This window comes from Polynucleobacter sp. IMCC 30228 (assembly GCF_021395205.1).
Lineage (GTDB): Bacteria > Pseudomonadota > Gammaproteobacteria > Burkholderiales > Burkholderiaceae > Polynucleobacter.
Genome location: NZ_JAJVCS010000002.1, coordinates 320,862 through 335,396, shown reverse-complemented (window position 1 = coordinate 335,396; position 14,535 = coordinate 320,862). Strand labels below are relative to the sequence as shown.

Genomic DNA, 14,535 nt, shown 5'->3' with positions numbered 1-14,535 from the left:
GCGTAATTATTTCTTAAGCTGGTGCTGGGGCATTATCAGCTGTAGGACCTGGCGCCCCACCAGCTGAGTTTCCAAAAGCGCTGGTAATTGGGGGTGGCTTAGGTGCCCGTGGTGGACGACCTGCCATGATGTCATTAATTTGCTCAGCATCTAAGGTTTCCCATTCCAACAAAGCAACTACCATGGCTTCTACTTTTTCGCGATTTTGCTCCAATATCGCTTTGGCTACACCGTACTGCGTATCGATGAGGGTACGTATTTCAGCATCGACTTTTTGCTGCGTCTCTTCAGAAACCGTTTTCACATTCATGCGCCCAAACATATTGTCTTGTTCGGTATCAACATAGACCATGGTGCCCAAGCTATCGCTCATGCCATAACGCGTCACCATATCACGCGCCAGTTTTGTCGCGCGCTCAAAGTCATTTGAGGCCCCAGTACTCATCGAGTGTAAGAAAACCTCTTCGGCGGCACGGCCACCAAACAAAATAGCCAGCTCTTCCAACATCCGATCTTTATACATATTAATGCGATCAAACTCAGGCAACTGCCAAGTAACGCCTAAAGCCATACCGCGCGGCATGATCGTGACTTTATGCACTGGATCGGCTTTGGGCAAGGTTTTCGCCACCACTGCGTGACCCGATTCGTGATAAGCCGTATTGCGCCGCTCTTCTTCACGCATAACTGCCGATTTACGTTCGGGACCCATATAAATTTTGTCTTTAGCGTCTTCGAAGTCTTGCATATCAACTGAGCGTTTATTACGGCGCGCAGCAAATAAAGCCGACTCATTCACCAGGTTCGCTAAATCGGCACCAGAAAATCCGGGAGTGCCACGCGCAATTACTGCTGCATCGACATCGGGGTTAATCGGTACTTTGCGCATATGTACTTGCAAAATTTGTTCACGGCCCCGAATGTCCGGCAAGCCAACGTGTACTTGGCGATCGAAACGACCTGGACGCAATAAGGCCCGATCGAGCACATCTGAGCGATTAGTCGCAGCAACGACAATTACGCCGCTATTACTCTCAAAGCCATCCATTTCAACTAACATTTGATTGAGGGTTTGTTCGCGCTCATCGTTACCACCGCCCATACCAGCACCACGATGGCGACCAACGGCATCAATTTCATCAATAAAAATAATGCATGGTGAATGTTTTTTGGCGTTATCAAACATATCGCGCACACGCGATGCGCCCACACCAACAAACATTTCCACAAAGTCGGAACCCGAAATCGAAAAGAACGGTACCTTAGCTTCACCAGCAATGGCGCGCGCTAATAAGGTTTTACCTGTACCCGGAGGGCCAACCAATAACACACCATGCGGAATTCGCCCACCCAGTTTTTGAAATTTTTGCGGGTCTTTTAAGAAATCGACTAATTCAGATACTTCTTCTTTGGCCTCATCACAACCCGCCACATCATTGAAGGTCACGGTATTGCTATTTTCATCAATCAAGCGCGCCTTCGATTTACCGAAAGAAAAGGCACCGCCCTTGCCGCCACCTTGCATTTGGCGCATCATAAAAAACCAAAAACCAATAATCAATAAAGTGGGTCCGAGGTAATACAAAGCAGATACCAATAAATTTGGCTCATCTTCCGCTTTACCGGTTACTTGCACGCCAAACTTCATCAAGTCGCCTACCATCCAAATATCGCCAGGCGAAATAATCGAATACTTAACACCATCGCTAGGCGTTACTTGAAGGGTGCGGCCTTGTACATCCACGCGTTTAATTTTGCCGCCCTTGGCGTCATCCATAAATTGCGAGTAAGTAACCTGCTCTTGTGAGCGCGGCTTATCAAATTGCTTGAAAACGGTGAATAAAACCAGACCCACAATGAGCCAAACCCCAATTTTCTGGAACATATTGCTATTCAAATGCACACCTTTGCCGAATTAATTCGGGAGTAAAAACCTATAAAACCCCAATAAACACCGTAAACCCCATGAATACCCTATGTATATGATTCTACTACTCCCTATATTCAAGGGCTGAGAACAAATAAATCCAATAAACTACTGTTGTTATTAGGGTTAATCAAGCCCTAAGTCCCTGAGGATAGAGCGGTAGGCTTTAAATTTCGACCCAAGAGAAAGGTTTCGGCCGATTTATCCCGCGAGGCCTTAGGCTTTCGAGGGGTTACGGTTTTAAAGACCTTTTTAAAAGCCTCGACAATTTGGCTGTAGCCACTGCCATGAAAGCTTTTAATCAATAGAGCACCATCGGGCTTTAAGCGTGCCACGGCAAAATCAAGGGCTAATTCAGCCAAATACGCCATGCGGGCAGCATCGGCAACCCCTACCCCTGATAAATTGGGCGCCATATCAGACAGTACCAAGTCAACCTTGCTATCCACTCCCCCCGGTAGCAAAGCAGTAACGGCAGCAATTCCCACGTCTTCACGAAAATCTCCTTCGATAAAACTAACATCAGCAATGGCTTCCATGGGCAGCAAATCAATGGCAATGATGCAGCCGTCCGGCTTGCCCGACTCAATTTTGGGATTGCTTTTACCTAGCTCAACTAAGCGGGTACGCACGTATTGAGACCAGCTGCCTGGAGCACTACCTAAATCGATGACCACCATACCTGCTTTAATTAAATGATCTTGCTCGTCAATTTCTTTAAGCTTATATACCGCCCGTGCGCGATAGCCATCTTTTTGGGCCATCTTTACATAGGGATCATTTAAATGATCTTGTAACCAGCTTTTATTAAATTTATTTTTTGCCACGATGGGCTATTTTCGCTGATTTCTTTGTAGCAGTGCAAATGCGTGTAATTTCGAATGCACTATCATCGCAAGCTATGACTAAATTAACCATTACCCCTGCCCAACGCAAATCGCTTAAAGCCAAAGCCCATGATCTTAATCCTGTTGTCATGATTGGCAATGCTGGCTTGAGTGCCAACGTCATCAAAGAAGCGCAATTGGCACTTAAAAGCCATGAGCTGATTAAAATTCGGGTGCTGGGCGATGATCGTGAATTACGTGCCGAGATGTACGCCAAGCTTTGCGACGCTTTGCACGCAGCCCCAGTACAACAGATTGGCAAACTATTCGTAGTCTGGCGCCCCAAACCTACTGCCGCAGAAGATGAAGCTTTTGCACGCTCGGCTAAAAAGACCAAGAAAAAAATTCAAGCCCCACGAACTGCGCTCAAGACAACGCGCAAGACCGCAAGCAAAAAAGTCAGCACGCCACCAAAAACAGTTGGCAAAGGCTCGAAAGCGCCGGTACGTGAATCTAAAATTGGCTGGACTTCGGCAGGCTACACCTCGCGCAAATTAAGCGCGCCAGCACCAAACCCTAAGCGGCGCAAAGTGCGCCAAAGCAGTACTAAGAAAAAATTATTGGGGTAATACAAATGGTTTAGCTGAGTTTATTGGTTTAGCTGAATCTATTCCGCTTTTCCACTCAACCGCCATACCAAGACTAAACCCAAAACACTTTGGCATAAAAATAAAATGCTCGACATGCCATGAAGCCTACTAAATAAAGTAGCTGATGGTGAAAGCATCACTGGCATACCCTGCTGTAAAGCCTGATCGCGTATCATTTCTAACCAAGGAATGAGAATAAATGTCGCGCATAAAGTACAAATCAGCATGCCTAGTAATAACCAGCGAACGAGACGAAATTGATTCAAGCCGCGATTGATCAGTAAATTGGCAAAAACCAAAAGCCCTACAGATGTCACCAAACTTACATAAGCCTCGACCCGGAAAATTGCGCCAGCCATCATGCCAGCGGCTTGCCGATCAAAGAGTTGAGAAAAAATGGTTGGAGCGACCAAGTAACCGACGGTTAATATACTGCCAACCCATAAATTGCTAAGTATCATGAATAGGCGCCGTGCACCAGCATAGCTTGAATTTACTGGTACCACTTCGACCATCGGCATAGCTGAAATAAATTAAATATACCGTACAGCTAAAATTTCAACTTCGCGATTGCCGCCAGGCGCTTGCACTTTAACCACGTCGCCCTCTTCCTTGCTGATTAAAGCCCGCGCAATAGGTGAGCTAATAGAAATTTTATTGACCGCGATATCAGCCTCATCATCACCCACAATTTGGTAGGTAAACTTCGTGCCATTTTCTAAATCTTCTAAATCGACCGTGGCTCCAAAAACAACTTGCCCATTGACGTCTAAGGTAGCAGGATCAATAATTTGGGCGGCGGCTAATTTACTTTCCAGATCTTGAATCCGACCCTCAATAAAACCTTGCTTTTCTTTTGCGGCATCGTACTCGGCATTTTCAGAAAGATCGCCTTGGGCACGGGCTTCTGAAATTGCGTTAATCACCGCTGGGCGCTCGACGTGCTTCAAGCGCTGCAGCTCTTCTTTCAAAAGTTGCGCGCCAAGCTTAGTTAATGGAATTGTGCTCATAACCCTAATTCTAAGCTATGGCAGTGAGCGGTGTAAATCCTGCAAGGAATAGACCGCTAAAGCATCTTTGCCGCTATCTGAACTCTTACTAAAACTTAATAAACCTTCCATGACCGCTCTAGCTGCGCTAATGGTAGTGTAGTAAGTCACATTATTTGCTTGGGCACTGGTGCGAATCGAGCGAGAATCGGCAATGGCGGTACGGGTTTCATCAACGGTAGTAAAGACCAAGGAGATTTCCCCGTTTTTGATCATGTCAACAATATGGGGTCGACCATCTTTAACCTTATTCACCATCCGCACAGGTAATCCAGCAGCCGTAATTGCTGCGGCAGTACCTTTGGTCGCCACCATGGGAAAGCCTAATTCATGCAAGATATGGGCCACTTCTACTGCAACTGCCTTATCGCTATCTTTCACAGTCAATACGACCGTGCCACTTTTAGGCAACTTAATACCAGCGCCTAATTGCGATTTAAACAGCGCTTCACCAAAAGTTCGTCCTACCCCCATTACCTCACCAGTAGAACGCATCTCGGGGCCCAAAATGGGGTCAATACCAGGAAATTTATTAAAGGGAAAGACCGCTTCTTTAACTGAGAAGTAAGTTGGAATAACCTCGGCCACAATACCTTGCTGAGCTAATGTTTGACCAACCATACAGCGCGCGGCAATTTTTGCTAATTGCAGCCCTGTGGCCTTCGATACATAGGGAACGGTGCGCGAAGCACGCGGATTCACCTCCAGAACGTAGATGACATCTTTACCAGCTACATTCTGAATCGCAAACTGCACATTCATTAAGCCCACTACATTGAGGCCTTTAGCCATCGCTGCAGTTTGACGTTTTATTTCAGCGACTGTTGAGGGTATTAAGGAGTAAGGCGGTAAAGAGCAGGCGGAGTCACCCGAATGCACTCCAGCTTGTTCAATATGCTCCATCACCGCGCCAATAAAGACTTGCTGCCCATCGCTAATACAATCGACATCGCATTCAATCGCATCATTTAAAAAACGATCTAGTAAAACCGGTGAATCGTGCGAGACCTTCATCGCTTCACGCATATAGCGTTGTAAATCGCGGCCATCATGAACAATTTCCATTGCTCTACCACCTAATACATACGATGGCCGCACCACCAGAGGATAGCCAATTTCTTCGGCTAATATCAAGGCTTCATCTTCAGCGCGCGCGGTTCGATTTGGTGGCTGGAGCAAACCTAGGGTTTGCAACAATTTTTGAAAACGCTCACGATCTTCAGCCGCATCAATCATATCGGGTGAGGTACCAATAATTGGCACGCCGTTCGCCTCTAGGTCTAACGCTAGCTTCAACGGCGTTTGGCCGCCATATTGCACAATGACACCTAGCGGCTTTTCTTTGGCAACAATTTCTAATACGTCTTCTAAAGTAAGCGGCTCAAAGTACAAACGATCGGAAGTATCGTAGTCGGTTGACACGGTTTCAGGATTGCAATTCACCATGATGGTTTCATAGCCATCTTCACGCAAGGCTAGCGCCGCATGCACACAGCAATAATCAAACTCAATCCCTTGGCCAATCCGGTTAGGGCCACCACCTAGCACCATGATCTTGTCACGTTGACTTGGGTTAGCTTCACATTCACCGTGCTCGGCCTCATAGGTAGAATACAAATAAGCAGTATTAGTAGAAAATTCGGCAGCGCAAGTATCGACCCGCTTATAAACTGGCAATACTTTTAAGCGCTGGCGTGCGGCGCGCACCGCAGCAGTATCGACTTGCATTAATCGGGCTAAGCGACGATCAGAAAAGCCTTTTTGCTTTAAGAAACGTAATTCGGCAGCCTGTAGGGAATCAAGCTGGCGCAGCTTGACGTCTGCCTCTAGCTGGATGAGTTCCTCAATTTGTTCTAAAAACCAAGGATCAATTTTAGTTTCGTCATAAATTTCATCAAGGCTCATGCCTAATCGAAAAGCATCGCCCACATACCAAATACGCTCTGGGCCAGGTTCACCAATTTCTTGAATGATCTCTTCTAATTCAGTCGATTTTTCATCGAGTCCGTCGACCCCAACCTCTAAGCCACGTAAGGCTTTTTGAAATGATTCTTGGAAAGTGCGACCAATTGCCATGACTTCACCAACCGATTTCATTTGCGTCGTTAAGCGTGAATCGGCTTGGGGAAATTTTTCGAAAGCAAAACGGGGAATTTTAGTTACGACGTAATCTAAGGTAGGCTCAAACGATGCTGGCGTAGCGCCACCAGTAATATCATTTTGTAATTCATCTAAGGTGTAACCCACTGCTAACTTGGCAGCAATTTTGGCAATCGGAAAGCCAGTAGCCTTTGAGGCCAAGGCCGAAGAACGCGAGACCCGGGGATTCATTTCAATAACGATCATGCGTCCATCAACCGGGTTAATAGAAAATTGCACGTTCGAACCACCTGTATCAACACCGATTTCTCGTAAGACCGCAATTGAAGCATTACGCATCAATTGATATTCTTTATCCGTTAAAGTTTGCGCTGGGGCAACGGTAATTGAATCGCCAGTATGGATGCCCATCGGATCGAGGTTTTCAATCGAGCAAACAATAATGCAGTTATCTGCTCGGTCACGCACCACTTCCATCTCAAACTCTTTCCAACCCAATAATGATTCTTCAATTAATAATTCATTAGTAGGTGATAGCTCGAGACCGCGCTTACAAATTTCTTCAAATTCCTCGCGGTTATAAGCAATACCGCCGCCAGAACCACCCATCGTAAATGAAGGACGAATGACTACTGGAAAACCGGCACTATGGGTTTCAGTTTGAAGGCGTTGTTGCACTGCTAAGGCTTCTTCCATGGTATGGGCAATGCCTGATTTAGCCGAGCCTAGGCCAATTTTCGTCATGGCATTTTTAAACTTCTGCCGATCTTCTGCTTTATCAATCGCTTCGGGAGAGGCGCCAATTAGTTCGCAACCATATTTTTCTAAAACCCCGTGACGATGCAAATCAAGTGCGCAATTTAAGGCAGTTTGGCCGCCCATTGTTGGCAAAATGGCATCGGGCTTTTCTAGCGCAATAATGCGCTCAACTACTTCCCAGGTAATGGGTTCAATGTAAGTTACATCGGCCATATCGGGATCGGTCATGATGGTCGCAGGATTACTATTAACCAAAATAACTTTGTAACCTTCATCACGCAAAGCTTTGCAAGCTTGCGCACCAGAGTAATCAAACTCACACGCTTGACCAATCACAATCGGACCAGCGCCAATAATTAAGATACTTTTTAAATCGCTACGCTTAGGCACGGGTAACCTCCTGCTGCTTAGGAGCTTGCATTAAATCTATAAAGCGATCAAACAAGTAAGCAATGTCATGGGGTCCGGGCGATGCTTCAGGGTGACCTTGGAAGCAAAAGGCCGGCTTATCTTTCCAAGCTAAGCCTTGCAATGAACCATCAAATAAAGACACGTGAGTAATGCGCACATTAGCTGGTAAGGTTTTTGCATCAACTGCAAAGCCGTGGTTTTGTGAAGTTATGGCAACCTTGCCACTCTCGAGATCTTTAACGGGATGATTTGCACCATGATGACCAAATTTCATTTTGAGGGTTTTGGCCCCAGCCGCTAAACCCATGATTTGATGCCCCAAACAAATACCAAAGGTAGGAATACCAGCGTCGATAATGGTCTTGGCAGCTGTAATGGCGTAATCGCATGGCTCGGGATCACCTGGGCCATTCGATAAAAATACGCCATCTGGTTTCATCGCCATCACTTCAGCGGCACTCGTTTTAGCTGGCACTATCGTTAATAAGCAGCCGCGCTCAGTTAGCATTCTTAAGATATTACGTTTCACACCAAAGTCGTAGGCCACGACATGTTTTAATTTGCCTATATTTTTTGGAGGTTTATCTTCATCAAGCAGCCGATAGGCTGGCTTACCAATGGGGCCATGCAATTCCCATTCACCTTCACGCCATTCATAGGCATATGGAGTGGTAACCACTTGCGCTAAGTCGAGACCAGCCATACCTGCAAACGATTTTGCTAACTGCAAAGCTTGTTTACTTAACTCCGCCACATTATCGCCAATACGACCGGCCACGATGGCGCCTGACTGTGCACCCTTATCGCGCAATAATCGCGTTAACTTACGGGTATCGATACCAGCAATACCCGGAACCTTGGCCTCTTGCAAATAATGTTCCAAACTATCTTCAGCACGGAAATTCGAAACCCGCCGCGATAAATCTTTCACTATTAAACCTGCTGCGTAAACCTGCGCCGATTCTGCATCTTGCGCATTCACCCCCACATTACCAATGTGTGGATAAGTTAAGGTAACAATTTGCCTTGCGTAACTGGGATCAGTCAAGATTTCTTGGTAACCTGTCATGGCGGTATTAAAAACAACTTCACCAGAAGTTTCACCAGGGGCGCCAATACTGTAACCAGCAAAAACGCTGCCATCTGCGAGCGCCAGTACCGCGGGAGGAAAAGAAGGAAGTAAGGGTGACAAAAATTCTCCAATCCCTACTGCCATCCGACCCTGCTCGCCCCAAAAGACCTACCCGGGACAATTTGCGGGAGGTGAGTGTCTTTAAGCGCTAGGGTAATTTATGAGTTACGAACCCCACTATCATACCAGCTTGCCTACAGACTAGCCGCGCTTTTGCTCAATCACTTCTTTAATATGCGCCAAAACCGCTTGGTCTTCCATAGTGCTGATGTCGCCAGGATCGCGCCCTTCAGCCACTGCTTGTAAAGCACGTCGCACAATTTTTCCTGACCGCGTTTTGGGTAAAGCATGAACGATGTAGACTCTTGCTGGGCGAGCAACGGCGCCTAACTGGGAATCCACTGTTTTCATCAGTTCGGCTTCTAAAGTGGCAGTTTGTGAAGCATCCTTCGGAATAGCAAAGCCAATCGCAACTTGGCCCTTCAATTGATCAGCAATACCAACTACGGCAACCTCGGCTAAATTCGGGTGACTAGACAAACTTTCTTCAATTTCACGTGTTCCTAATCGATGGCCAGCCACATTAATTACATCATCGGTACGCCCAAGAATAAAAAAGTAACCATCACTATCTTTAATACCCCAATCGAAGGTCGAATAAATTAACTTACCAGGAATTGATTCCCAATAGGTCTTCACATAACGCGCATCATCTCCCCAAATCGTTTGCATACAACCCGGTGGTAAGGGGCCCTCAATAGCAATTACGCCTTTGGCGTCGGCGCCTAACTCAGCGCCAGTAGCATCATCGAGCAATTTCATGTTGTACCCAAAGGAAGGTAAGCCAGGCGAACCAAATTTATGGGGCATGACCTCAACTCCACTTTGAATTGCCAAAATAGGCCAGCCGGTTTCGGTCTGCCAATAGTTATCTACTACGGGTTTATTAATGGCGCCATGAATCCAATTCGCAGTGGGTTCATCAAGTGGTTCACCAGCCAAAAATAAATAGCGCAAGCTCGACAAGTCATATTTGCTTAAAAAACTAGGGTCTTGTTTCTTCAGCACGCGCACTGCCGTTGGCGCAGAGAACATCACCGAGACTTTATATTTTTCAACTAAACTCCACCAAATTCCTGCATCGGGTCGTAACGGCGTGCCTTCATACATGATGGTCGCCATACCGTTTAAAAGTGGTGCATAAATAATGTAGCTATGCCCTACTACCCAGCCAATATCCGATGTAGTAAACATCGTCTCACCTGGCTTGCCACAAAAAATATGCTGCATGCTCGCTGTAAGGGCCACGGCATAACCACCCGTATCGCGCTGCACGCCTTTCGGTTTTCCAGTTGTGCCAGAGGTATATAAAATATAGGAGGGATGCGTGGCATCAACCCATTCCACGGGAACTTGTGCAGCGATGTTTTTTTCCCGCTCGGCAGCGTAATCTAAATCGCGCCCCGCTACAGCTGTGTATGGAGTCAACCCCCGATTCACAATGAGCACCTTGGCTGGCTTTGATACAGCTAAAGCAATCGCCTCATCTAATAAAGGCTTGTAAGGTACGCCTTTACCCATGCGCATGCCAGCCTCAGCTGAAATAATCATTTGGGGTTGCGCATCATCAATTCGCGCTGCCAAGCTATGTGAGGCAAAACCCCCAAAGACCACTGAGTGAATTGCCCCAATTCGCGCGCAAGCCAGCATGGCAAAACAGGCTTCCGCAATCATCGGCATATAAATTAAAACGCGATCGCCTTTATTTACCCCATTAGTTTTTAAAATTGCTGCCATGCGATTCACTTCCGCATGCAACTCTTGAAAGGTGTAAGTTTTTTCTTGGTTGGTTTCGGTGGAAACTGCCACCAAAGCAATTTGGTCGCCACGTTGCGCTAAATGCCGATCGACTGCGTTGTAACAAAGATTGGTTAAGCCGCCCGCGAACCATTTACTAAAGGGCGGATTGGAATAATCCAAGACTTGATTAAACGGCTTTTCCCAATGAATAAGCTTGGCCTGCTCTCCCCAAAATTGAATTGGATCAGTAATTGAAGCTTGATGCACAGTTTTATAAGAAGTGTGTTGCTTGCTTGCCTGCACCATAGTAGTTCCGACCCCATTACGTTAGTTTTTAACAGTTACCTTGCCACTGCTAGTTGTCGCAGTTAAGGGCTTATTGGGTATATTTTTCGCAGATTTCGCTGTCTCTGTCGATGGGGATTTACGCTTAGTTGCCCCGTTTTGCGAAGCCGCCTTAGAATGCGTACCCGCTTTTTTGGGTTTTGGGGGTGGTGGCGGCTTTTCTAGGCTCAGACTTGCATTTTCAGCTAAATTCACAGAAATATCGCTGGTTTTATTGGCCAACTTTGGAACTAAAACCGTCGACCCCCCTTTAATGCGCATGCCCTTTGGAATGCCGTTTACCTCACGTAATTGCGTCACATCCACTCCAAGGGTCTTCGCAACTTGCTCGGGTGATTCTGATTTTGAAATAGTGACAGCCGTCCAAGATGCTAATGGTTTTTGATATTGTTTTAAATTCGCTTGAAAAATTTCAGCGCGACTAAACGGTAATAAAATTTGTTGATTAGCGGCGCTTAAAATAACTGGCTTATTAAATGAGGGATTTAAATTTAAAAACTCCTCAAGCGGCATCTCGGCTAAATTTGCCGCGAGTTTGACATCAATATCGCGAGTAACATCCACGGCCACAAAATACGGATGATTCTCTAATTGCGGCAAAACAATGCCATAGGCTTCTGGCTGCATCACAATATTGCGGTAGGCCATGAGTTTAGGTACATAGTTGCGCGTTTCATTCGGCATACTTAAATCGCTGTAGCCAATGGGTAAGCCCGCTGCCTGATTTTTACGAATTGCGCGTTGCACATTACCTTCGCCCCAGTTGTACGCAGCTAAAGCCAGTTGCCAATCGCCAAATTGTTTATATAAGCGCTGCAAATAATCTAGAGCGGCGTCAGTAGACTGCAATACATCGCGCCGTTCATCCCGAAATACATTTTGGGTTAACTTAAAGTCTTTGCCTGTTTTAGGCATGAACTGCCATATACCCGAGGCCTTAGCAACGGACTTAGCCTGCGGATTAAACGCGCTTTCCACAAAAGGTAAGAGGGCTAACTCTGTAGGCATGCCCCGTAAATTAACCTCTTGCACGATATAAAACAAATACCGCGATGAACGTGCCATTGAGCGCTGTACATAATCAGGGCGTGCCGCAAGCCAAACTGTTTGCTGAATGACTAATGGGCTTTCGAGCTCGGGCATTTGAAAGCCATTACGAATATGAATCCACAAATTATTACTAGGTGCCTCTAAACTACTAACCGACTGTTCATTTAAATTAATGCGCGGGGCTTTTGCAGCGCGCGGGTCTTTAGAAATTGCGCCTGTGGGCGTGTCAGAACTCCATTGGGGCCCTGTTGCACAGCCCCCCAAGGCTAGGGCAGCAAGGATTGCTAGCCCGTATAACTGTAAGCTATAGCCCGTTGCACTGCGCACTAAAACTGATCTTTCCAAGCACGAATCGCTGCTAACACAGTTGCCGGGCTTTTTAGAGCGGGTTGCTGAGCAATCTTGCATGCTGCAGCGATAACATCCGCTTGATCACAACGCATAAAAGGATTAGTTTTCATTTCTTGCGCAATGGTTGTTGGTACGGTGGGTAAATGTGCTGCTCGTAAGCCCTCTGCCCGTTTGGCCCAAGTAATTAAATCAACGTTATGCGGTTCAACTGCCAAAGCAAAACGGATATTCGAAAGGGTGTATTCATGGGTACAGTACACCAAGGTGTTGCCTGGTAAGGCAGCAAATTTTGCTAAAGATGTCTGCATTTGTGTGGGTGTGCCTTCAAATAAACGACCACAACCAGAAGCAAATAAAGTATCGCCACAAAATAGCCGTGGCGGCTCTGCTCCCTGCTGCGCATCCTCGCTGGCCTCTTGAACTTGTATTGCGGGGGCAAAGTAGGCAATATGCCCCAAGGTATGACCAGGCACCTCGAGAACCTGAAAATGAATCGCAGGTGCAGCGATGGCAAACTCATCCCCCTGCATTAAAGCGTGGGTTCGTTCAGCAATCACTTCTGCCGCAGGCCCATAAACTGGTAAAGCGTCGCCATTGGGAGTGGCACTTAATAAATCGGCAATCCCGCCGATATGATCAGCGTGATAATGAGTGATCAAAATTCCGCTTAACTGCAACCGATTTTTTTGCAGATATTGAATAACGGGGGCCGCATCACCCGGATCAACAATCAGTGCACTATGACCATCGTGAATGCACCAGATATAGTTATCACTAAAGGCAGGAATCGGCCAAACTTGCAATGCTGTACTCTTGACCATGAGACGAAAACCTCGGATACAAACAAGACCTAATGATATCAACTCCCCCACCTTCCGCGGCGCATGACGCCCCACCGTGGTCTTCATGGGAACAATGGCTAAACTCGCCACCGGGCCAATATGTCTTAGCTTGGGAAGAAAAACGCTTCGCAGCCGCCGTGGGCGATGTCTTTGGCTTTCATGCTTTGCAAATTGGCTTACCTCAGCTTGACGGCTTAAACGCCAATCGGATGCCCTTGCATGTGCTCTCTGTTAGCCCTGGCGAGGTTGGCATCAAAGCGCAGAGCCAAGAGTGGCATATCGTCGAGGGTTTACCTACCGAACTCCCATTTGCTAGTCAAAGTATTGATTTAGTGCTGCTGCCCCATGTGTTGGAATTTGCGGCCGATCCCCACCAAATTTTGCGGGAAGTCGATCGTATTTTGCTACCCGAAGGCCGGGTGATTATTTCAGGATTTAATCCAGCCAGCATTTGGGGTGTCAGGCAATATTTAAGCCATTTATTTGGCACACCCTATTTACCACGAACCGGGCAATTTATTAGTCTGCTACGCCTGAAAGATTGGCTAAAATTACTGGATTATTCAGTTGATCGAGGTCATTTTGGCTGTTATAAATTTCCCTTACAAAGTTCCGCCGGCATGACAAGAATGGATTTTTTAGAACCGATGGGGAATCGCTGGTGGCCTATTTTTGGGGCCGTCTTTTTGATTTCAGCTATCAAGCGAACTCCTGGTATGCATCTGCTTGGGCGCATTCCCGCCAAACGACTTAAAGCCCTTACCCAACTTACCCCCGCTGTCGAGCAGCACGCAAGGCTACCAGGGAATGAATAAAAAAACCGCTTTACCGCACATTACGATTTATACCGATGGCGCCTGCAAAGGCAATCCTGGTCCAGGTGGTTGGGGCGCAGTTTTACGCTCAGGGCACCATGAAAAGCAATTGCATGGCGGGGCTTTGCTCACTACCAATAATCGCATGGAAATTAGCGCCGTTATTTATGCGCTACGGGCCCTCAAACAAGCTAGTTCGGTTGCCCTTTATACCGACTCTCAATACGTGCAAAAAGGGGTTACAGAGTGGCTAGATGGGTGGAAAGCCCGAAATTGGCGCACTGCCGCAAAAGCCCCAGTAAAAAATGCTGATTTATGGCAAGAACTCGATTCTTTATTGCCAGAACACACCATTTCATGGCATTGGGTGCGGGGCCATAACGGCGATCCCGGCAATGAGCTGGCCGATCAATTGGCCAATCGCGGGGTTGAAGAATTTTTACCCTAGTCAGCCCGGAAACCACGATCTTCAGTAAA

At 46.8% G+C, this 14,535-nt stretch carries 12 protein-coding genes; 3 read left to right on the top strand and 9 right to left on the bottom strand.

Annotation, left to right across the window (positions count from 1 at the left end; all coding sequences use genetic code 11):
• Positions 1 to 13: 13 nt before the first annotated feature.
• Positions 14 to 1,897, bottom strand: coding sequence for an ATP-dependent zinc metalloprotease FtsH (ftsH, locus tag LZT21_RS05485; RefSeq protein WP_233989735.1), 1,884 nt, complete (start codon positions 1,895 to 1,897; stop codon positions 14 to 16).
• A 167-nt stretch (positions 1,898 to 2,064) separates the two neighbouring features.
• Positions 2,065 to 2,754 carry an RlmE family RNA methyltransferase gene (locus tag LZT21_RS05480; protein ID WP_233989733.1) on the bottom strand — a complete coding sequence of 230 codons (690 nt, stop codon included), beginning with the start codon at positions 2,752 to 2,754 and terminating at the stop codon, positions 2,065 to 2,067.
• Between the two features lie 74 nt (positions 2,755 to 2,828).
• Between LZT21_RS05480 and LZT21_RS05475 the strand changes: the two genes are divergently transcribed.
• Positions 2,829 to 3,383, top strand: coding sequence for a YhbY family RNA-binding protein (locus LZT21_RS05475; RefSeq protein ID WP_233924023.1), 555 nt, complete (start codon positions 2,829 to 2,831; stop codon positions 3,381 to 3,383).
• A gap of 38 nt (positions 3,384 to 3,421) precedes the next feature.
• Here LZT21_RS05475 and LZT21_RS05470 read toward each other — a convergent pair whose 3' ends face one another.
• From LZT21_RS05470 to gloB, 7 genes are all read right to left on the bottom strand, one after another.
• Positions 3,422 to 3,925 carry a DUF4149 domain-containing protein gene (locus tag LZT21_RS05470; RefSeq protein WP_233924022.1) on the bottom strand — a complete coding sequence of 168 codons (504 nt, stop codon included), beginning with the start codon at positions 3,923 to 3,925 and terminating at the stop codon, positions 3,422 to 3,424.
• Between the two features lie 12 nt (positions 3,926 to 3,937).
• A complete protein-coding gene (gene greA / locus LZT21_RS05465) occupies positions 3,938 to 4,414 on the bottom strand; it encodes a transcription elongation factor GreA (RefSeq protein WP_233924021.1) in 477 nt (158 codons plus the stop codon).
• 15 nt (positions 4,415 to 4,429) lie between these two features.
• Positions 4,430 to 7,702 (bottom strand): carbamoyl-phosphate synthase large subunit, encoded by a 3,273-nt coding sequence (gene carB / locus LZT21_RS05460; RefSeq protein WP_233989731.1) that lies wholly within the window; start codon positions 7,700 to 7,702, stop codon positions 4,430 to 4,432.
• The gene (gene carA, locus LZT21_RS05455) at positions 7,695 to 8,915 is read right to left on the bottom strand and encodes a glutamine-hydrolyzing carbamoyl-phosphate synthase small subunit (protein ID WP_233936320.1); all 1,221 of its coding nucleotides are present in this window, start codon (positions 8,913 to 8,915) and stop codon (positions 7,695 to 7,697) included. The genes carB and carA overlap by 8 nt, the downstream gene beginning before the upstream one ends.
• Before the next feature lie 141 nt (positions 8,916 to 9,056).
• Positions 9,057 to 10,961, bottom strand: coding sequence for a propionate--CoA ligase (locus LZT21_RS05450; protein ID WP_233924018.1), 1,905 nt, complete (start codon positions 10,959 to 10,961; stop codon positions 9,057 to 9,059).
• A gap of 21 nt (positions 10,962 to 10,982) precedes the next feature.
• Positions 10,983 to 12,395 (bottom strand): transglycosylase SLT domain-containing protein, encoded by a 1,413-nt coding sequence (locus tag LZT21_RS05445; protein ID WP_233936312.1) that lies wholly within the window; start codon positions 12,393 to 12,395, stop codon positions 10,983 to 10,985.
• A complete protein-coding gene (gene gloB, locus LZT21_RS05440) occupies positions 12,377 to 13,222 on the bottom strand; it encodes a hydroxyacylglutathione hydrolase (protein WP_233989803.1) in 846 nt (281 codons plus the stop codon). The genes LZT21_RS05445 and gloB overlap by 19 nt, the downstream gene beginning before the upstream one ends.
• Positions 13,223 to 13,254: 32 nt before the next feature.
• On the opposite strand from gloB, the gene LZT21_RS05435 reads away from it, so the two are divergent.
• Both LZT21_RS05435 and rnhA read left to right on the top strand, forming a co-directional pair.
• Positions 13,255 to 14,058 carry a class I SAM-dependent methyltransferase gene (locus LZT21_RS05435; protein WP_233924015.1) on the top strand — a complete coding sequence of 268 codons (804 nt, stop codon included), beginning with the start codon at positions 13,255 to 13,257 and terminating at the stop codon, positions 14,056 to 14,058.
• The gene (gene rnhA, locus LZT21_RS05430) at positions 14,051 to 14,506 is read left to right on the top strand and encodes a ribonuclease HI (RefSeq protein ID WP_233924014.1); all 456 of its coding nucleotides are present in this window, start codon (positions 14,051 to 14,053) and stop codon (positions 14,504 to 14,506) included. Before LZT21_RS05435 ends, rnhA begins: the two co-directional genes overlap by 8 nt.
• Positions 14,507 to 14,535 lie beyond the last annotated feature (29 nt).